Annotated in this window: 19 protein-coding genes; 15 read left to right on the forward strand and 4 right to left on the reverse strand. The window is 52.5% G+C overall.

The genetic code is table 11. The features are described from left to right. Positions 1 to 20 precede the first annotated feature (20 nt). Positions 21 to 1,967: an acetate--CoA ligase gene (acs, locus tag JXQ85_RS14190; RefSeq protein WP_421749596.1), complete on the forward strand. Its 1,947-nt coding sequence runs from the start codon at positions 21 to 23 to the stop codon at positions 1,965 to 1,967. A 126-nt stretch (positions 1,968 to 2,093) separates the two neighbouring features. After that, the gene (locus JXQ85_RS14195) at positions 2,094 to 3,026 is read left to right on the forward strand and encodes a DMT family transporter (protein WP_421749597.1); all 933 of its coding nucleotides are present in this window, start codon (positions 2,094 to 2,096) and stop codon (positions 3,024 to 3,026) included. Here JXQ85_RS14195 and JXQ85_RS14200 read toward each other — a convergent pair. Then, positions 2,959 to 3,633, reverse strand: a complete 675-nt coding sequence (locus tag JXQ85_RS14200; protein ID WP_421749598.1) for a thiamine diphosphokinase — start codon at positions 3,631 to 3,633, stop codon at positions 2,959 to 2,961. The two genes, JXQ85_RS14195 and JXQ85_RS14200, sit on opposite strands and share 68 nt — an antisense overlap. Before the next feature lie 144 nt (positions 3,634 to 3,777). Between JXQ85_RS14200 and JXQ85_RS14205 the strand changes: the two genes are divergently transcribed. Continuing rightward, positions 3,778 to 5,577, forward strand: a complete 1,800-nt coding sequence (locus tag JXQ85_RS14205; RefSeq protein WP_421749599.1) for a hypothetical protein — start codon at positions 3,778 to 3,780, stop codon at positions 5,575 to 5,577. 64 nt (positions 5,578 to 5,641) lie between these two features. On the opposite strand, the gene JXQ85_RS14210 is transcribed toward JXQ85_RS14205, so the two are convergent. Further along, the gene (locus JXQ85_RS14210; protein WP_421749600.1) at positions 5,642 to 5,878 is read right to left on the reverse strand and encodes a DUF2842 domain-containing protein; all 237 of its coding nucleotides are present in this window, start codon (positions 5,876 to 5,878) and stop codon (positions 5,642 to 5,644) included. A 4-nt stretch (positions 5,879 to 5,882) separates the two neighbouring features. Beyond that, complete coding sequence (locus tag JXQ85_RS14215) at positions 5,883 to 7,178, reverse strand: adenylosuccinate synthase (protein ID WP_421749601.1); 1,296 nt, start codon at positions 7,176 to 7,178, stop codon at positions 5,883 to 5,885. Positions 7,179 to 7,380: 202 nt separating this feature from the next. On the opposite strand from JXQ85_RS14215, the gene JXQ85_RS14220 reads away from it, so the two are divergent. From JXQ85_RS14220 to JXQ85_RS14235, 4 genes are all read left to right on the forward strand, one after another. Then, positions 7,381 to 7,680 carry a YciI family protein gene (locus tag JXQ85_RS14220; RefSeq protein WP_421749602.1) on the forward strand — a complete coding sequence of 100 codons (300 nt, stop codon included), beginning with the start codon at positions 7,381 to 7,383 and terminating at the stop codon, positions 7,678 to 7,680. Between the two features lie 95 nt (positions 7,681 to 7,775). Then, positions 7,776 to 8,171, forward strand: a complete 396-nt coding sequence (locus tag JXQ85_RS14225; protein ID WP_421749603.1) for a DUF6524 family protein — start codon at positions 7,776 to 7,778, stop codon at positions 8,169 to 8,171. 172 nt (positions 8,172 to 8,343) lie between these two features. Then, positions 8,344 to 8,706: a preprotein translocase subunit SecG gene (secG, locus tag JXQ85_RS14230; protein WP_421749604.1), complete on the forward strand. Its 363-nt coding sequence runs from the start codon at positions 8,344 to 8,346 to the stop codon at positions 8,704 to 8,706. A 222-nt stretch (positions 8,707 to 8,928) separates the two neighbouring features. Then, complete coding sequence (locus JXQ85_RS14235) at positions 8,929 to 10,572, forward strand: CTP synthase (RefSeq protein WP_421749605.1); 1,644 nt, start codon at positions 8,929 to 8,931, stop codon at positions 10,570 to 10,572. Positions 10,573 to 10,633: 61 nt separating this feature from the next. Here JXQ85_RS14235 and JXQ85_RS14240 read toward each other — a convergent pair whose 3' ends face one another. After that, positions 10,634 to 11,677, reverse strand: coding sequence for a Hint domain-containing protein (locus tag JXQ85_RS14240; RefSeq protein WP_421749606.1), 1,044 nt, complete (start codon positions 11,675 to 11,677; stop codon positions 10,634 to 10,636). A 158-nt stretch (positions 11,678 to 11,835) separates the two neighbouring features. Between JXQ85_RS14240 and JXQ85_RS14245 the strand changes: the two genes are divergently transcribed. The 8 genes from JXQ85_RS14245 (at position 11,836) to JXQ85_RS14280 (ending at position 18,282) form a co-directional block, all read left to right on the forward strand. Further along, on the forward strand, positions 11,836 to 12,258 hold the full coding sequence (locus JXQ85_RS14245; protein ID WP_421749607.1) for a TerB family tellurite resistance protein: 423 nt from the start codon (positions 11,836 to 11,838) through the stop codon (positions 12,256 to 12,258). Between the two features lie 38 nt (positions 12,259 to 12,296). Then, entirely contained in the window at positions 12,297 to 12,734 is a 438-nt protein-coding gene (locus JXQ85_RS14250; RefSeq protein WP_421749608.1) for a TerB family tellurite resistance protein, read from the forward strand. A gap of 167 nt (positions 12,735 to 12,901) precedes the next feature. After that, positions 12,902 to 13,681 carry an ABC transporter ATP-binding protein gene (locus JXQ85_RS14255; protein ID WP_421749609.1) on the forward strand — a complete coding sequence of 260 codons (780 nt, stop codon included), beginning with the start codon at positions 12,902 to 12,904 and terminating at the stop codon, positions 13,679 to 13,681. A gap of 19 nt (positions 13,682 to 13,700) precedes the next feature. Then, the gene (locus tag JXQ85_RS14260) at positions 13,701 to 14,420 is read left to right on the forward strand and encodes a transporter substrate-binding domain-containing protein (RefSeq protein WP_421749610.1); all 720 of its coding nucleotides are present in this window, start codon (positions 13,701 to 13,703) and stop codon (positions 14,418 to 14,420) included. A 60-nt stretch (positions 14,421 to 14,480) separates the two neighbouring features. After that, positions 14,481 to 15,365 carry an ABC transporter permease gene (locus tag JXQ85_RS14265; RefSeq protein WP_421749611.1) on the forward strand — a complete coding sequence of 295 codons (885 nt, stop codon included), beginning with the start codon at positions 14,481 to 14,483 and terminating at the stop codon, positions 15,363 to 15,365. Further along, the gene (locus JXQ85_RS14270; RefSeq protein WP_421749612.1) at positions 15,362 to 16,168 is read left to right on the forward strand and encodes an ABC transporter permease; all 807 of its coding nucleotides are present in this window, start codon (positions 15,362 to 15,364) and stop codon (positions 16,166 to 16,168) included. The genes JXQ85_RS14265 and JXQ85_RS14270 overlap by 4 nt, the downstream gene beginning before the upstream one ends. Before the next feature lie 115 nt (positions 16,169 to 16,283). Beyond that, positions 16,284 to 16,967: a type 1 glutamine amidotransferase gene (locus tag JXQ85_RS14275; protein ID WP_421749613.1), complete on the forward strand. Its 684-nt coding sequence runs from the start codon at positions 16,284 to 16,286 to the stop codon at positions 16,965 to 16,967. Between the two features lie 109 nt (positions 16,968 to 17,076). Beyond that, positions 17,077 to 18,282: a DegT/DnrJ/EryC1/StrS family aminotransferase gene (locus JXQ85_RS14280; RefSeq protein WP_421749614.1), complete on the forward strand. Its 1,206-nt coding sequence runs from the start codon at positions 17,077 to 17,079 to the stop codon at positions 18,280 to 18,282. The last annotated feature ends 33 nt before the right edge of the window (positions 18,283 to 18,315 follow it).

Here is an 18,315-nt window from a genome sequence, read left to right on the forward strand (position 1 = left end):
ATTAAATTTAGGATCAAACTATGACCTCACAAACATTTGCCCCTGCTGCCGATCTGGCGGCCAATGCTCATGTGGACGAAGCGAAATACAATGAAATGTATGCCGCTTCGATTGCCGACCCGGAAGGGTTCTGGCGCGAGCAAGGGAAACGGGTGGACTGGATCAAACCATTTACCCAAGTCAAAGATGTCAGCTACGCATTCGGCGAAGTGAACATCAATTGGTACGCCGATGGCACGCTGAACGTTTCGGCCAACTGCATCGACCGCCATTTGGCAACGCGTGGTGATCAAACCGCGATCATCTGGGAACCTGATAGCCCCGAAGATCAAGCGCAGCACATCACCTATAAAGAGTTGCATGCCAACACCTGCCGGATGGCAAATGTTCTAAAAGACCTCGGTGTCGGCAAAGGCGACCGCGTCGTTCTTTACATGCCGATGATTCCAGAAGCGGCCTATGCAATGCTTGCCTGCACCCGTATCGGAGCTATTCACTCCATCGTTTTTGCGGGCTTCTCGCCAGACGCTTTGGCAGCGCGGGTAAACGGGTCAGAAGCAAAGGTGGTTATCACCGCAGACGAGGCTCCGCGCGGTGGGCGGAATACACCGCTGAAATCCAACGCGGACATCGCGTTGGAAGGCTGTGCCGACAGTGTGAAATGCCTCGTTGTACGCCGCACAGGTGGCGATGTGGCTTGGAATGATGCGCGGGATGTGGATTACAACGCGAAGGCCGCTGAGGCGTCTACAGATTACGCACCGGAAGAGATGAATGCAGAGGATCCGCTGTTCATTCTTTATACATCTGGCTCCACAGGCATGCCAAAAGGTGTCGTGCACACCACGGGCGGTTATCTGGTTTACGCAAGCCTGACCCATGAAACCACTTTCGACTACCACGATGGCGACATCTACTGGTGCACCGCCGATGTGGGCTGGGTCACGGGCCACAGTTACATTGTCTATGGTCCACTGGTGAATGGCGCGACCACGTTGATGTTTGAAGGCACACCAACCTACCCGGATGCATCCCGGTTCTGGCAGGTCTGCGAAAAGCATAAGGTCAATCAGTTCTACACGGCCCCAACCGCGATCCGCGCCCTGATGGGACAGGGCAATGAGTTCGTTGAAAAGTGCGACCTCTCCAGCTTGAAGGTGCTTGGCACCGTGGGCGAACCAATCAATCCAGAAGCATGGAATTGGTACAACGAGGTTGTTGGCGGCGGCACATGCCCAATCGTTGACACATGGTGGCAGACCGAAACCGGTGGGCACTTGATGACACCCCTGCCCGGTGCCCATGCCACAAAACCCGGTTCTGCGATGAAGCCATTCTTTGGCATTGAGCCTGTGGTGCTGGAACCAGCTTCTGGCAAGATCATTGAAGGCAACGGAGTCGAAGGTGTGCTCTGCATTAAAGACAGCTGGCCCGGCCAGATGAGAACTGTCTGGGGTGATCATGATCGTTTCATGAAAACCTACTTTGCGGATTACAAAGGCTACTATTTCACTGGCGATGGCTGCCGTCGCGATGAAGATGGGGATTATTGGATCACCGGTCGGGTTGATGATGTGATCAACGTCTCAGGTCACCGCATGGGGACAGCTGAAGTCGAAAGTGCGCTGGTAGCTCATCCGAAGGTCGCTGAATCTGCTGTTGTTGGTTACCCTCATGACATCAAAGGACAAGGTATCTATTGCTATGTCACTTTGATGGCAGGCGAAGAGCCCACCGAAGAGCTACGTAAAGAGCTTCGCACTTGGGTTCGTTCAGAGATTGGTCCAATTGCCAGCCCTGATCTCATACAATGGGCCCCAGGGCTGCCAAAGACCCGTTCCGGCAAAATCATGCGTCGTATCCTGCGTAAAATCGCAGAGAATGATTATGGCGCGCTGGGAGATACTTCGACCCTCGCCGAACCTGCCGTGGTCGATGATCTGATCGAAAACCGTATGAACCGGTAAACCTATCACTTCCCCGATGCGCAGCGTTCGTTTCCAGTCGCGCGCGTCACTAACTTGGGCCGGTCTTTTGATCGGCCCTTCTTTTTGCGCGTTGCTATATTGTTAGCGCCACCGTAGCGTCGCCACATGAAACAGGACCGCATCCTTCTTGGCATTGTCTTAATGCTCAGCTTTAGCACCGTCGCCCCAATTGGCGATGCGGTGATCAAAATTCTGGGTGGGTTGGTCCCTGTTATTTTCTTTGTTGTTAGCCGGTTTGCCCTGCAGGCTCTGTTTTTGACACCAATCGTATTGGTCTCAAAATCTCTCGGCTCTTTAACGCTGCGCCAATACGGGTTGATCCTGTTGCGCACGCTATTTCATATCGCCGGTGTGGGCAGCATGTTCATGGCGCTGCGCTATCTACCGCTTGCCGATGCGATTGCCATCGCCTTTGTGATGCCTTTTATCTCGCTGCTGCTGGGGAAATATATTCTCGGAGAGGACGTCGGCCTGCGCAGACTTAATGCCTGTTGTGTTGGTTTTTTCGGCACCCTGCTGGTGATCCAACCAAGCTTTGTCGAAGTCGGAACCGCCGCCCTATGGCCCTTGATGACCGCGGTGGCCTTTGCGCTGTTTATTTTGGTGGGTCGCCAGATCGCGCAACAGACCGATCCGGTTGCTATACAGATGCTCAGCGGCGTAATGGCCACAGCAATCATGTTGCCTCTTCTGTTGATCGGCGCGCAGCTGGGCTGGGCTGAATTCGAGATATTCGTGCCCACGGGCAAAACCCTCTGGCTTCTTCTATTGGCTGGATTCCTTGGCACGGTGGCGCATCTGTTGATGACCTGGTCGCTGAAGTTCGCGCCCTCCACAACATTGGCCCCGCTGACCTATGTTGAAATTCCTCTGACCACTTTGGTGGGCTTCATTGTGTTTGGTGATCTGCCAAATCAACTCGCCACCATCGGGATCTGCATTTCAGTTGCAGCAGGGCTTTATATTGTCTTCAGAGAGCAGGCCAACGCGCGACGGAGTGCAAAAGCGCCTCAGCAACCTTCTCCAGCTCAGCCTTAGGCAAAATCACAAGCATCTTGGGGCCTGTCATAGTGATCTCGATATCCCCCGTCGCTTCATTGGACGTGCCCACGCGTCCATCTGGCGTAAAGGTCAGCCCGTTGATAGGCCACTTCAAGCCATGCGACGTGCCTTCGACCAATCCCATTGGATAAAGCGAGACACGTGTGCCCCCAGACATCGGCAGGCGCAAAACCGGCGGGCAAAGAAAAGCAATGTCAGTGTCGCTTAAGATGATGCATTGCCGATCCGGGCGGCGCACCAACACATTATAAACAGCCAATTGGTGATCAAGCCGCGCACCCGTAAAACCAGCGCCCAGAACCAAAGGCGCTTCGATGTTACGCAACGCTTTATCGAAGTCCGTCGAATCTTGTTCAGCGATGGCATGCACACTGTCCTTGGGGATGCCCAACGCCTCGATATGATCCAAACTGTCCATATCCCCGATCACCGCATCGGGCATCAAACCGGCTTCAACGCAATGCGCAGCCCCGCCATCAGCGGCGATCAAAGCCGCAGATATTGCCATGCAACGTGATATTTCAGCTTTGGTTGCCAGCCCGGCTCCTACCAAAGTCACAGTTTTTGTTTCGCGAACTATCAAAATTTCACTCCTGCACCGGCCCTTACCGGATAGTTTGCCCCATTTTAGCCCCAAAATGATACGCTCATAGGCACAGAATCGGTCACGTTTGGTCACCCTCGCTGTGGTAAGCATGCTTCCGAGTAGTGCAAAGGACCTGAATCCATGGTTACGAATAACAAAGTTTTGACGGTGTCGTACGGGACATTCTCGTGCACCCTTGAAGGATTCGACGAGTCCTTTGACACCATGAAAGCAATTGCCGAGTATTTCCGGGATCTGGCCGCTGACGACCGTTATTTTGGTGCAGAACCGCCCACCCCAGATGCAGAGATGCTGACTCGGATCGCAGAACGCGAAATCGAACGTCGCGTACAGGCCCGCCACGAAGCCGGTGCTATTGTTTTAAGTGCAGCCCCAGAAGCTGCCGCCGCAGAACCAGAAACTGTAGCGCCAGAAATGGACGCAACAGAAGTAGAACAGGACGCGGCGCATATTGAAGATATCGAGGAAGACGCGCAGCCAGATACATCAGAGGCAACTCCCGTAAATGTTGCAGCTCTTGTCGAAGCTTCCGAAGAATCCGAAGAAGACGCAATTGAGCCAATCGTAGAAGACGAAAAAGTCGCGGAAGCAGCAGAAGAGTTCTTTGCAGATTCTGACGTTGCTGAAGACGCACTTGATCTGGACGATGCGTTCACTGCTGAGCTGTCAGATGAATTGGCGGATGACGAAGAAGACACCGTTAACTTGTTTGACGATGCGATCTCAGAAACCAAAGCCGACGATGCCGACGCAGAAGACAGCATTGCCGCCAAGCTACGTCGTATTCGCGCGGTTGTATCTAAGGTCGACGTCGAAGATGACGACGAAGATGATTTCATCGAAGATCAACACGCAGATGACAGCACTCCGATTGATCTTGGTGACGATCTAAGCGCCCAAGACGACTTCGAAGAAGATGTTGCACCTGTTGCAGAACCTGTAAAGCCGCGCGCACGTGTTATTCGCATGAAACGCGCAGCCTTTGAGGAAGCTGCAGAAGATGGCACGCTGGAACAAGCACTGGAAACTGCAGTTTCGCCGAAGCGCGTAATTGCAGAAGAGCGTGTTTCCGAACCAGAATCATCCTTGTCTGATGAAGACGAAGCTGACTTGATGGCGGAACTGGCTGAAGTGGATGCAGAGCTGTCCATCGAAGAACCAGAAGCGATTTCTGAGCCAGAAGAATTCATCGAAGACATTGTCGAAAATGAAATCGAAACTGAGCTGGAGCCGCATCCGATTGCAAAAGATCGTCGTGCACGTCGCGCATCTTTGGAAACATCTGAACCTGGTGATGAGGCCCTTGATCGTTTGATCGACGAAGCCAACACCAAGCTGGATGAGCCTGAAGGTAACCGCCGTCGCAGTGCTATTGCACATCTGCGCGCCGCTGTTGCAGCCACGAAGGCAGAAAAAGAAGCTGGGAAGTCTTTTGAAAAAGAAGACAACTCAGATGTGTACCGCGAAGATCTTGCTGAGGTCGTTCGTCCGCGCAAAGCCGCAAAATCTGCTCCGCCCCTGAAACTGGTGGCAGAACAGCGTATCGACGCACAAGAAAAGGCCGCACCAAAAGGTATTCGCCCTCGTCGTGTGTCTGTTGATGAAGTTGCGGCTGCAGAAGCCAACGAAGCATCAAGCAATTTTGTTGAGTTCGCTGAGAACATGGGTGCGACCCAGTTGCCAGACATTATGGAAGCAGCCGCGTCTTATCTGACCTTTGTCGAAGGTCGCAAAAAGTTCTCGCGTCCGATGCTGATGCGTCTGGCTTACCAAATGGGCGAAGATCGCTTCCAACGCGAAGCAGGTCTGCGCAGCTTTGGCCAGCTGTTGCGTGACAAGAAGATTGAAAAGATTGCTGGTGGTCGCTTCACCGTGTCCGATGCGATCAACTTCAAGCCGGATGATCGCGCAGCAGGCTAAGCCCGGCACACACATAAAAGAAAAGCCGCTCAAATTGAGCGGCTTTTTTTATTTCTAAATTGTCTTAGACGTCTTCGTCATCCGGCCCCGCCTGCCCCACGCCCATAAAGACGTTTTTAAGCGGAAAGACCCAAAGCACGCCGAGCGCAACGTAAATCACCAGCTCAAGCAAGATAGAAGGTCGGCCCAGCCACCCCAATACGGCGGTCGCCAGAACGGACGCTAAGATCATGTAGATCGGCAGGCCGATCACCAAAATGATGATCGCCCAGCGTTTCTTTGCTTTATGCGACAACGCCACCCGATCAGTCCGCGAATGGGTCAGTGACAAGAATTGTGTCATCGCGCTCCGGCGAAGTCGACAACAAGGCCACTGGGCATTCGATCAGCTCTTCAATGCGTTTCACATATTTAACCGCGTTGGCTGGCAGGTCATTCCAAGTGCGTGCCCCTTCGGTGGTTTCGGACCAACCCGGCATTTCTTCGTAAATCGGTTTGCAACGGGCCTGTTGATCCGCCGCAGTTGGCAGATAGTCCAGACGCTCACCATCCAGCTCGTAGCCAGTACAGATTTTCAATGTTTCAAATCCGTCCAAAACATCAAGCTTTGTCAGAGAGATTCCATTGATCCCTGAAGTCGCACACGTCTGACGCACAAGACACGCATCAAACCAGCCACAACGGCGTTTCCGGCCAGTGGTGGTGCCAAACTCGTGGCCGCGGGTGCCCAAACGGTTGCCGTCTTCATCGTCCAGCTCGGTTGGGAATGGACCTTCGCCAACGCGCGTTGTGTAGGCTTTCACGATACCCAGAACATAGTCGATGGAGCCCGGACCAATGCCAACCCCGGTGGCCGCTTGGCCCGCGATCACGTTGGAAGAGGTCACAAATGGGTATGTGCCAAAATCAATATCCAGCAATGCGCCCTGTGCACCTTCAAACAAGATACGCTTGCCCGCTTTGCGCTTTTCGTTCAGCACTTTCCAAACCGGAGCCGCATAAGGCAGGATCTTCTCGGCAATCTCTTTGAGCTGCGCGATCAAGGCGTCCCGATCCACGGCTTCGATGCCCAGACCTTTACGCAGTGGATCATGGTGCTGCAGAGCACGGTCAACACGCGCTTCCAACGTTGCTTCATCCGCGAGATCAGCCACACGCACTGCGCGACGGCCAACTTTATCTTCATAAGCTGGGCCAATACCGCGACCAGTTGTACCGATCTTGGTGCCCTTAGAGGCGGCCTCTTCACGGGCGCGATCCAATTCGCCATGAATTGGCAGGATCAGCGGTGTATTTTCTGCAACCATCAATGTCTCAGGCGAAATATCAACGCCCTGTGCTTTGACGGTTTCGATTTCCTTAAGCAGGTGCCAAGGATCCAAAACGACCCCATTACCGATCACGGAAAGCTTGCCACCGCGCACAACACCGGATGGCAGCGCGTGCAGTTTATATACTTTCTCGCCGACAACGAGGGTGTGACCGGCGTTATGCCCGCCTTGGAATCGTGCGACGACATCAGCGCGTTCGCTGAGCCAATCCACGATTTTGCCTTTACCTTCATCGCCCCACTGAGCGCCTACGACAACAACGTTGGCCATATCCGGTCCTTGCTTTCAAGAGTCAAACCCGCGCCCTTTTAGCGACAGTCACCCATATGTGAAACCATTAATCGCACCTGCGGCGTTTGATACAGCACATAACCTCATAGATAAGCAGTAGCTGGGCTGACAGCACCGTGCTAACTGGCTCTATACTAGACGGGTTTCTCGCCTAATCTGGACCCATACGAGGGAGATGATCATGCCGAACGCATATTGGGTGGTGCTTTTTGAAGACGAACCCGAAATGAATGATCACCGGCGCAAACACCGGGATGCGCATGTGGATTTCCTACGCACCAATGAAAATCGCATCAAAATCGCAGGTGGCATGCGCCCTATGCCCGGCGCGCCCTATTGCGGGGACATGTGGATTGTGAAGGGCTGCGATTTTGAGGACGTCGTCGATATCGTGCAAAAAGATCCTTATTATAATCCGGAATTCCGGCAATTTCGGATATTCTCCTGGGGCAAGTCTCTCGACAAACCTGTCACGCTCTAACGCAAAATAGGACATAATTCGGACTAACCCCTAGACATCACCTATGGTTTTAAGCACATGCTTAGAAAAAGACTTGGGGGGAATTGGGGGACCGGATGGGCTATTTCCTGCGCTGGATATTCGCCTTTCTGCTATTGGCACTGACGTTTAATCCGACGGACATTAATTATGTCCGCTGGACTATGACGCATTATGCCACTGAAACGCCAATCACCGTGTTGATGGGGCTTTTGCTGACAATCGGCTACATCATCTACCTCCGCGCCACCCTGCGCAGCATCGGTGGTTTTGGTATGTTCCTTATTCTTTCGGTCGTCGCTGCCCTGCTTTGGGTGCTATATGATTGGGGTATTCTCACGCTTGAAAACCGCGCCCTAAATACATGGTTAGGCGTTCTGGCTTTGTCATTTGTGCTTGGGATCGGCCTCAGCTGGAGCTTGGTACGGCGACAATTGACCGGCCAAGCCGATATGGATGACGTCGACGAATAGTCGTCAATCACGCACATTCAAGCATCCGACGGCTGACCCATCGGCAATCGAAAGCAAAACCAAATGAATGTGCTTTTGGGTCCTTTCGATTGTAGATTGCGCCTTGCCCTACGCGGTAAAACTGCATAGATAGCGCGCTGAAGTATTCGAACGCTTAACAAGACAGGTTCTCATGGAAAACGTCGTCCTCATCATCCACCTCCTTCTGGCGCTGGCGCTGATCGGCATCGTATTGATGCAACGTTCTGAAGGCGGCGGCCTTGGCATGGGTGGCGGTGGCGGTGGAGCTGTCGCAGGCCGTTCGGCAGCAACTGCGCTTGGGAAAGTGACCTGGTATCTAGCCGCTGCGTTCATTTGTACATCGATTGCTTTGACCATTATCGCCGCGAAAAACGCTGGTGGTAACTCTGTGATCGACAGCCTGGGCACTGATGTCTCGGTTCCTGAAGCAACCGCACCGGTTGCGCCTGCAGGTGATTCACTTCTGCCACCGGCGGAAGGTGACAACGCACCTTTGGTCCCTAAGGCCAACTAATCAGCACATTCGGGGGTCTTTCGAGGCAACCACCATAGCTTGAGTATTTCGGCTGGACCGCAACAGCATCTTGCGGTCCCATTGCCAAATTCAAGCGAATCCTTTATATATTGAGTCCCGTGATGCTACGGCAACTTTCGTGCCGTGGGTGCTCACTTTTTTGGAATTTCACGCCACACACTCAGACGATGGCGTGTGGCAATCACGGGGGTCGCCAAACCTATGGCAAGGTTCATTTTCATCACTGGTGGTGTTGTCTCTTCGCTGGGCAAAGGCCTTGCATCTGCGGCGTTGGGCTCCCTGCTGCAAGCGCGCGGATATTCTGTGCGGCTTCGGAAACTAGACCCGTATTTGAACGTTGATCCAGGCACCATGAGCCCGTTTGAACATGGCGAAGTCTTTGTGACTGACGATGGTGCGGAAACCGATCTAGATCTTGGTCACTATGAACGGTTTACCGGTGTTCCAGCGCGTATGACCGACTCGGTGTCATCGGGTCGTATCTATTCCAACGTTTTGGAAAACGAACGTCGCGGCGATTATCTGGGCAAAACCATTCAGGTTGTTCCGCATGTCACAAATGAGATCAAAGACTTTATCTCGATTGGCGAAGACGAAGTAGATTTCATGCTGTGTGAAATCGGCGGCACCGTTGGGGACATCGAAGGTCTACCCTTCTTTGAAGCCATCCGTCAGTTCACCCACGACAAACCTCGTGGCCAATGCATCTTTATGCACCTCACTCTGCTGCCTTATCTGGCGGCGTCTGGTGAACTTAAAACCAAACCAACACAGCACTCTGTCAAAGAACTGCAGTCCATCGGGATTGCGCCTGACATTTTGGTCTGCCGCTCTGAGCAGCCAATCCCAGAGAAAGAGCGCGAGAAGATTGCTCTGTTCTGTAACGTGCGCAAAGAAGCTGTTGTGGCAGCTTATGATCTGAATTCGATCTATGAAGCGCCTCTCGCTTATCACCATGAAGGTTTGGATCAGGCGGTTCTGGATGCCTTTGGCATTGCCCCTGCCCCAAAACCAAAACTGGATCGTTGGAACGATGTTCAGGACCGAATCTATAAAACCGACGGCGAAGTGAATGTCGCGATTGTCGGCAAATACACTCAGCTTGAGGACGCTTATAAGTCCATCAAAGAAGCCCTGATCCATGGCGGCATGCACAACCGTGTGAAAGTCAATGTGAACTGGGTAGATGCTGAGGTCTTTGACAAAGGCGATGCGGCTCCACACCTTGAAGGCTTTGACGCGATTTTGGTTCCAGGCGGCTTTGGCGAGCGTGGCACCGAGGGTAAAATCAAAGCCGCACAGTTTGCGCGCGAACATAAGGTGCCATACTTAGGCATCTGCCTGGGCATGCAAATGGCCGTGATTGAAGCGGCACGAAATGTTGCGGGCGTCGAAGATGCAGGTTCTGAAGAATTTGACCATGAGGCCGGAAAAAAACGCTTCGAGCCTGTGGTTTATCACTTGAAAGAGTGGGTGCAGGGCAACGCCAAAGTGCGCCGCAAAGCCGATGATGACAAAGGTGGTACGATGCGCCTTGGAGCGTATAACGCGACGCTGGCTGAAGGATCCAATGTTGCAAAGGTCTACGGAACCACAGCGATCGATGAACGCCACCGTCACCGCTATGAAGTCGATATCAAATATCGCGAACAGCTGGAAAAAGCAGGCCTGAAATTCACAGGCATGAGCCCAGATGGACGTTTGCCAGAAATCGTAGAATGGGAAGACCACCCTTGGTTCATCGGCGTTCAATTCCACCCGGAACTGAAATCTAAACCGTTTGACCCACACCCACTGTTCCGCGACTTTGTACGCGCCGCGATGGAAAACTCACGTCTGGTGTGATCCAGACTGAAGTCATCAAATGATAGCTGAAATGAAAAACGCCGCTTTATCGCGGCGTTTATTAGTCTGACAAAACAGGTAGATCGTTTTTGCGAAGTCGCTCGACCAAGCTACGCTGCGCGCTGTCCCTTGGCATAAAACGCGCACTTGGCCACTGCCCCTGTGCAACATCAAGATCAGGAAACAGTGCCAGAACTTCAGTACGAGCCGCCTCTTCAAGCCCATTGATGGCCTCTGCGCCGCAATAAAAACTTTCCGACGGGGCATTCTCGGCAAAGACCACCTGATGCTCGTCAAAAACCAAGTGAAAATATGTCACTTCGGTCACATCCTGATCGACATAAATACCGGGCAAGACAGACAGCTTTCGCGCTGATACCAGAACTTCTTTTGCGTCAAACATCCGCGCACAAAGTGGTCCATTCACCAGCATTCGGTGCTGCGGGGACACCATCAGGTCTTTTGTTGGTAATCCTTGCCCCATGGCACCCGCCGTGATGCAGATGGGTCTAAGCTTTGGGTAGGTTGAAAAATCCTGCACATTTAAAGTACGGCTCAACACCAGACGCACGGGTTTGAAATCTCCGTCTGCCGTTTCGACCAAGTCACCGGGCTTTAGATTCTCAACCAGAGCTTCCCCGCTGTTTGTGCGGATCGAAGTGCCTCGGGTAAAACAGGCTACAAAATCTTCATAGAGGTTGTTTTGGCGGTGCGATGTGCGTTCAACGTTAAACGTATACGATTGCCCTGCGACCAGAGGTTCTGTTGATACGAGACCATGCACGGCTCCTTGTTCATAACCGTCGCCACCAAAGTGAATGCTTGTCACCTGATGGCCGTTAGACGAATTGATCAGATCATAGGCTGAGTGAATGGTTGTGCCGCTGCCATAGCTGATGCCATCGATATTCACGCCACTTGCCAAAGATTGACTATAATCGACTTCGTCAAGGACGCCGTCATTGTCGCTCACTTCGATCAATGTCGGAGTGGCTCCTGGCGCTAGGGTCAAAGTGAATGGACCAGACCCTGCGGCCATTGCACCTTGCTCACTTGGCAAACCACCAATGAAATCACTTGGACTATACACGTATAAAAACGGCATGTTGGAACCTCGAACTCGTTACTCCGGTTATGTTTGATGGGAAATTGCGGAATTGCCAGTGCAGAATTTAGACAAGATTAAGGATTTTCCCTCTGAGTTTTGTTTGCCTTCGCGGGATTGCTCGACCACATTGGGAAAAAAATAGAGGGGGAAGTGCGATGTGGGACGGATTACTGTCACGCCTAAGAGGGAAATCACCAGAACCAACACCTTTGCCAGAGCCAGATGAGCAGTTGGCGCTTGGGGCATTGTTGGTGCGCGTTGCCAAATCAGATCGTGAATATCACGTCACCGAGATTGCTGAGATCGACAGTATTCTTGCAAAATCGTTTGGAATCAATGCTGTAGATGCCGCAAAAATGCGTGCAACCTGTGAAAAGCTTGAACAGCACGCGCCTGGAACCCCGGACTTCGCATTGATCATCCGCGAGCACGTGGACTATGCGCATCGTCTTGAAGTGGTCAATGCGCTTTGGGATGTCATTCTTGCGGATGGGCATGATACGCCTGAGGAAGACGCTGCGTTGCATGAGATTGAAGGCCACTTGGGAATCGATCCCAAGGACAGCCCTGCGCCATAGCGGTTGACCTCGCGGCTTAGAACTCCGATCTAACAGTTATGTTTGCTGATTTTCTAAAGCGCCTCACTGCGCAAGACCCCGCCCCTTTGCAAGATGCCGATGCGCGTCTGGCCTTGACTGCCCTTCTTGTGCGGATTGCCCGCGCTGACGGGGATTATTCTGGGACTGAGATCGAAAACATCGATCGCATTGCAGCCACGCGATATGGCCTGTCCCCGTTCGAAGCCACCAATCTGCGCAAAGACGCTGAGGTTCTGGAAAGCGAGGCGCCAGATACCGTGCGATTCACACGTGCGATCAAAGATGCTGTCTCACATGAAGATCGGATTGGCGTGATCGAAGCCCTTTGGCAAGTTGTGCTGGCCGACGGTGAACGCGATGCCTCTGAGGACGCCATCGTGCGTCTGGCATCAAATCTATTGGGCATCAACGACCGCGACAGCGCCCTTGCACGGCAGCGAGTTAGCAGGGGTTAGAGCCAAACAACCTAAGCGGGTTTGGCCGTCGAAGTGCCGCCAACCTGCCGCCAAAATCCGTCATTTCGTTACCAAATGGACAAATTCGGACGAATTGCGAGTTGCAATTGCCATTTTTTTCGTTGCAATTGGTTGCAACTAAAAGAATGTGACAGGGATTTGCTGCTTTGACTGACGCCACGCCAGTGCTGGAGATACGTGACCTTCATAAAGCCTATGGCCAGCTTGAAGTGATCAAAGGGGTCGATATCACAGCACATAAAGGCGATGTGGTCAGTTTGATTGGTAGCTCTGGCTCTGGCAAATCCACCATCCTACGTTGTGCGAACCTGTTGGAAGACAGCCAGCAAGGCGACATTCTTTTTCAAGGTGAATCTGTGAAATGGAAGGGAACCGGGCTTGCACGCGTTCCAGCAGATTCAAAACAAGTACTGCGCATTCGCACCAACCTTTCCATGGTGTTTCAACAATTCAATCTGTGGTCCCATATGACAATCTTGCAAAACGTCATGGAAGCACCGGTGACAGTTTTGAAACGCGACCGTGACGAGGTCGAAGCGAAAGCACGTGAATATCTGGAGCGTGTGGGCATCGGCGACAAATGCGATGTCTATCCAGCCCAGCTATCCGGTGGCCAGCAACAACGCGCCGCCATCGCCCGTGGCCTATGTATGGAACCACAGGCGCTTTTGTTTGACGAACCGACATCCGCTTTGGATCCGGAACTTGAACAAGAGGTGATCAAAGTGATCAAATCTCTGGCAGAAGAAGGCCGGACGATGATGATCGTGACCCATGACATGAAAATGGCTGCCGACATCAGCAGCCACGTCGTTTTCTTGCATCAGGGATTGATCGAAGAACAAGGTGCGCCGCAACAGTTGTTTGGCGCGCCCAAATCAGAACGGCTTAAACAGTTCTTATCTTCAACTGCTTACGCCGAATAAAACCAACAGGAGTGACACTATGAAAAAGTTTATCCTAGGAACCGCTGCATTGGCACTATCCGCAGGCATGGCGCTTGCTGGCAGCCATTCTGTTGTCCGTCTAGGCACTGAAGGCGCGTATGAGCCTTGGAACTTCATCAACGACAAAGGTGAGATCGACGGTTTCGAACGCGATCTGGGCGACGAGTTGTGCAAACGTGCAGAGCTGACCTGTGAGTGGGTTAAAAACGATTGGGATTCTATCATCCCGAACCTCGTGTCCGGCAACTACGATGCCATCATCGCGGGCATGTCCATCACAGCGGAACGCGATGAAGTCATCGACTTTACACAGGGTTACACTCCGCCAGACCCATCCGCATATGTTGCCCTGTCAGCTGATGTTGACCTGGATGGTGGTGTGATCGCCGCACAGGCATCCACATTGCAGGCTGCATTTGTCGCAGAACAAGGCTGGGACCTGATCGAATTCGCAACTCCTGAAGAAACAGTAGCTGCCGTGCGCAATGGCGAGGCGGATGCCGTACTTGCCGATCAATCTTTCCTAGATACTGCTCTTGAAGGCGGCGATCTGGTGATGCTTGAGCGCAAAGAAGCCATCGGTGGTGGCGTCGGCATGGGTTTCCGCGAATCTGACGCAGAATTGCGCGCGAAATTTGACGCGGCAATCGACACCATGAAAGCAGACGGTTCCTTGAACGAACTGATCGCAAAATGGAAAGTTTCCTCTCAGTGGTAAACTAATACTTTATTGGCCCACGGAAATTTCCGTGGGCCAGTTTTTTTAAGAAGGCTTGCGATGTTTTCCTATTGCACCGATCCCTCCACACTCGAAGGCTTTAAGTGGCTGAGTTGTTACCTAACAACCGGCAAACACATGAGTCTGTATTCATCCGTGTTTGTGGTTTTGGCGCTATTGGCAATCACCGCACCAACAGCACTTTTGTTCGGTTTTACCGCGGCAACCGCTGCACGTTCACGTGTTGCCCCTGTGCGTTGGGTTTCTTGGGGTTATACCAATATCGTGCGCGGCGTGCCCGACATCGCATTTTTTCTGTTCTTTGTCATTGCCTTAGACCAAGGATTTGAATGGCTTCGGCACAAAGTAAAATGCTCTGACTGGGATCAGCCCATTCGACAAGGCGTAGACTTTGTCGTCTGTGATATCGCGAAATTGCCGCTAAGCAATGCGCCGCAATGGGTTCACGAAACCTACGGATTTTTCCTTGCAGTCCTCACATTTGCCATCGTTTTTGGAGCCTTCGCCTCAAATGTGATTTTTGGCGCTATGCGCGCAGTCCCACGTGCCCAGATGGAAACAGCAGAGGCCTATGGAATGACCCGTCGTCAAGCCTTTTGGCGCGTGATGGTTCCGCAGATGTGGGTGTTTGCCCTGCCCGGCCTCTCAAACCTCTGGATGGTTTTGATCAAATCGACACCCCTGCTCTTTTTGCTGGGGGTCGAAGACATCGTCTATTGGGCCCGTGATCTGGGCGGTACGAAATCCGCCCGCTTCACGGATTACCCGCATGGCGACTGGCGCATCTGGTATTTCCTTGCGCTGCTGGTGTTCTATCTGGCCTTCACCCGTGTCTCTGAAATCACTCTGGATCGCCTGATGAAGCGGTTAACCAAAGGCCAAGCCACCGCGGGTGGTGAAGCGCAACGAAAGGCTGCGGCATGAGCTGTTATGAGACCATCCAAGCCTATGCGTTCCGCTCGCTTGGCTATGGCGAGCGTCTTCTGCCACGTGGCGAATACACGCTTTGCGAGCAGTTCACTCTGATCGGTTCAGGCATGATGCTGAATGTCTATTTTGGCGTCTTAGCTTTGGTGTCTGGCTTTTTCCTAGCGGTCGCTTTGGCGGTTGGTAAAGCCAGCCCAAATGCAATGTTCCGCAAACCCGCTGAGTGGTTCGTCTTTGTCTTCCGCGGCAGCCCTCTGTTTATCCAATTCTTCTTTGGCTACTTCTGCTTTCTGAGCCTCAAAGGTGTGTCGGGTTTCTTTGACCCCTTCACGTCGGCATGGCTGGGCGCACTTGTCGTTCTCTTCTGCAACACCGCTGCATATTCAGGTGAGATCTTTTACGGCGCGCTTCTGTCGATCCCAAAGGGAGATATCGAAGCAGCGGATGCTTACGGTATGACCGGCTGGCTACGCTTTAAACGCGTGACATTTCCAACCATGATGCGGCTGGCTTGGCCTGCCTATACCAACGAAGGCATCTTTCTGTTTCACGCGACAACGCTGGTGTTCTTTTCTGGTTTCCCAGCCAAGCGACAACAGGGTGATGCGCTTTATTACGCAAGTTATTTCGCGGATAAAACGTTTAACCCCTTCATCCCCTACCCGATCCTGGCGGGCTATTTTATTCTGCTGACGCTCGTCTTGATCCTGATTTTTGGCCAGTTCAACAAACGCTTAAATCGACACCTGCCGCAGAATAAGCGTTCAAAGATCAAACTACGCATGAATTTGCTTCGCTGACCTTGCGCAGCTCGATGCAGCGCAAAGGCACCTTTGCGTTCTCGTGCTGGCCCCATAGGTCAAGCCATGGCACATAGCCATCAAAGTATACGTTCAGATTCGGCGAAGGTGGCTTATGAAAATTGGCATTCTGATGTGCGGCGCGTTTCCGCAAAACCTGCAGGAAGTGACCGGCAACTATGACGCGATGTTCCAGACCCTGCTAAATGGGCAGGATTTCACGTTTGAAGCCTTCAATGTCTTTGAAAACCAATTCCCTTCATCGGTCGAAGATTGTGATGGCTGGCTGATCAGCGGCTCTCGCCATGGGGTCTATGAGGACCATGACTGGATTGCCCCGCTTGAAGATTTTGTACGCGAAGCGGTCACGGTCGCACGCCCAATCGTTGGCATCTGTTTTGGCCACCAATTGATCGCCCAAGCGCTTGGCGGCAAAGTTGAAAAGTTTGAACGAGGCTGGGCTGTGGGGCGTAAGCTTTATGACTTTGGCGGTGTCGAACTACCTCTGAACGCCTGGCATCAGGACCAGGTCATTGAGCCACCAGAGGGGGCTATGACCATTGCCTCCAACGACTTCTGCAAACATGCAGCCATCATCTATGGTGATCGCGCTTTTACAGTGCAAGCACACCCAGAGTTTGGCTCTGAAATGATCGAAGGACTGGCACTGACCCGGTCCGAAATCGTGGATGATCCAGAGCAGATCACCGAGGCCATCCTAAACCTGGACGAGCCTTTGGCGAACGAAGTTCTCGGCGACCAAATTGCGGACTTCTTCCGCCTAAATCGCAAATCGTGACCTATCTACAATAGGTTAAAAATTCACCTCTTAACGCGGTGTTTGGACTCGTTTTCCCGCGTGATTAGATTTAAAATTATGAAAGAGTAAATTAAGTAAAGCTGAAACTATGTCCCTGCCTGACGTCTATTCCGCCGAACCAATCCCCGCCGCCGCCCATGAAGAGGTCGAGCGCCTTCTGAAGACTGCTGACCTGTTCCGCTATACGGCAGCCGAAGATGCGCCAGTTGCCTTATTAGAAGCGGAATTTGCCGAGCTTTTGGGAAGCAAATACGCCCTGGCCGTCAGCTCATGTTCTGCAGCTTTGTTCCTGTCGCTCAAGGCACTTGATCTGCCGCGGGATTCCAAAGTTATGATCCCGGGTTTCACCTTTGCTGCTGTGCCCTCTTCAGTCATTCACTCAGACCTTTTGCCGGTGCTTTGTGAGGTTGGTGAAAACTACCGCATCGATATGGCCGATTTCGAAGCCAAACTGGATGATGTTCAAGCCGTAATCATCAGCCATATGCGTGGTCATACCTCTGACATGGACGCGATCATGACGCTGTGTGATGCGTACAATATCCCAGTCATCGAGGACGCGGCCCACAGCCTTGGAACCACTTGGCACGACCGCAACATTGGCACCATTGGTAAAATTGGTTGCTTCTCATTCCAGTCCTACAAGCTAATCAACGCTGGCGAAGGCGGCATTCTGGTGACAGATGATGCTGATCTGGTGGCGCGCATGGTCATCATGTCAGGCGCTTACGAGCACAACTGGCAGAAACATAAATCCCGTCTAGGCGACAATACCGAAGACCTGCAAAAGGCTTTTGCAAAATGGCAGAACCAATTGCCGCTTTATAATCTGCGCCTGTCTAATATGTCCGCCGCCATCATCCGTCCGCAAATCCCAGAACTAGCGCGCCGTGTGCGCGATGGCCGTGCGAACCACGACTACGTCGCAGATCGGCTGAACACCAGCATCTGGATGCAAGTGCCAGATAAGCTGGCGGCAGAAGAGCGCGCGCCGGATAGCATTCAATTCAATCTGGTAGATATGGACGATACTCAGGTTTTGGCCTTTCAAAGCGCAGCTCAGGCGCGCGGCCTGAAAGTACAGGTCTTCGGCGCAAGCCAAGACAATGCCCGTGCTTTTTGGAATTGGCAGTTCATCAAGGATCTTCCAGAGCTGCCTCAAACGCGCGCGATGCTGATGAAAGCCTGCGATGTGCGTTTGCCGGCACGTTTGAAAAAACCTGACCTAGACGCAATTGCAGATGTTTTGCTGGCAGCCATCCAAGATGTGATGGCCCCGACCCCGGCTGAATAATTCAACCGCGTCCTGCGGCTATTATCAGTAAAA

The organism is Cognatishimia sp., from assembly GCF_049116455.1.
GTDB lineage: Bacteria > Pseudomonadota > Alphaproteobacteria > Rhodobacterales > Rhodobacteraceae > Cognatishimia.

Coding starts and splice junctions, on each gene's coding strand:
- acs (WP_421749596.1), top strand. CDS start 21: ATGACCTCACAAACATTTGCCCCTGCTGCCGATCTGGCGGCCAATGCT.
- JXQ85_RS14195 (WP_421749597.1), top strand. CDS start 2,094: ATGAAACAGGACCGCATCCTTCTTGGCATTGTCTTAATGCTCAGCTTT.
- JXQ85_RS14205 (WP_421749599.1), top strand. CDS start 3,778: ATGGTTACGAATAACAAAGTTTTGACGGTGTCGTACGGGACATTCTCG.
- JXQ85_RS14215 (WP_421749601.1), bottom strand. CDS start 7,178: ATGGCCAACGTTGTTGTCGTAGGCGCTCAGTGGGGCGATGAAGGTAAA.
- JXQ85_RS14220 (WP_421749602.1), top strand. CDS start 7,381: ATGCCGAACGCATATTGGGTGGTGCTTTTTGAAGACGAACCCGAAATG.
- JXQ85_RS14225 (WP_421749603.1), top strand. CDS start 7,776: ATGGGCTATTTCCTGCGCTGGATATTCGCCTTTCTGCTATTGGCACTG.
- secG (WP_421749604.1), top strand. CDS start 8,344: ATGGAAAACGTCGTCCTCATCATCCACCTCCTTCTGGCGCTGGCGCTG.
- JXQ85_RS14235 (WP_421749605.1), top strand. CDS start 8,929: ATGGCAAGGTTCATTTTCATCACTGGTGGTGTTGTCTCTTCGCTGGGC.
- JXQ85_RS14240 (WP_421749606.1), bottom strand. CDS start 11,677: ATGCCGTTTTTATACGTGTATAGTCCAAGTGATTTCATTGGTGGTTTG.
- JXQ85_RS14245 (WP_421749607.1), top strand. CDS start 11,836: ATGTGGGACGGATTACTGTCACGCCTAAGAGGGAAATCACCAGAACCA.
- JXQ85_RS14250 (WP_421749608.1), top strand. CDS start 12,297: ATGTTTGCTGATTTTCTAAAGCGCCTCACTGCGCAAGACCCCGCCCCT.
- JXQ85_RS14260 (WP_421749610.1), top strand. CDS start 13,701: ATGAAAAAGTTTATCCTAGGAACCGCTGCATTGGCACTATCCGCAGGC.
- JXQ85_RS14265 (WP_421749611.1), top strand. CDS start 14,481: ATGTTTTCCTATTGCACCGATCCCTCCACACTCGAAGGCTTTAAGTGG.
- JXQ85_RS14270 (WP_421749612.1), top strand. CDS start 15,362: ATGAGCTGTTATGAGACCATCCAAGCCTATGCGTTCCGCTCGCTTGGC.
- JXQ85_RS14275 (WP_421749613.1), top strand. CDS start 16,284: ATGAAAATTGGCATTCTGATGTGCGGCGCGTTTCCGCAAAACCTGCAG.
- JXQ85_RS14280 (WP_421749614.1), top strand. CDS start 17,077: ATGTCCCTGCCTGACGTCTATTCCGCCGAACCAATCCCCGCCGCCGCC.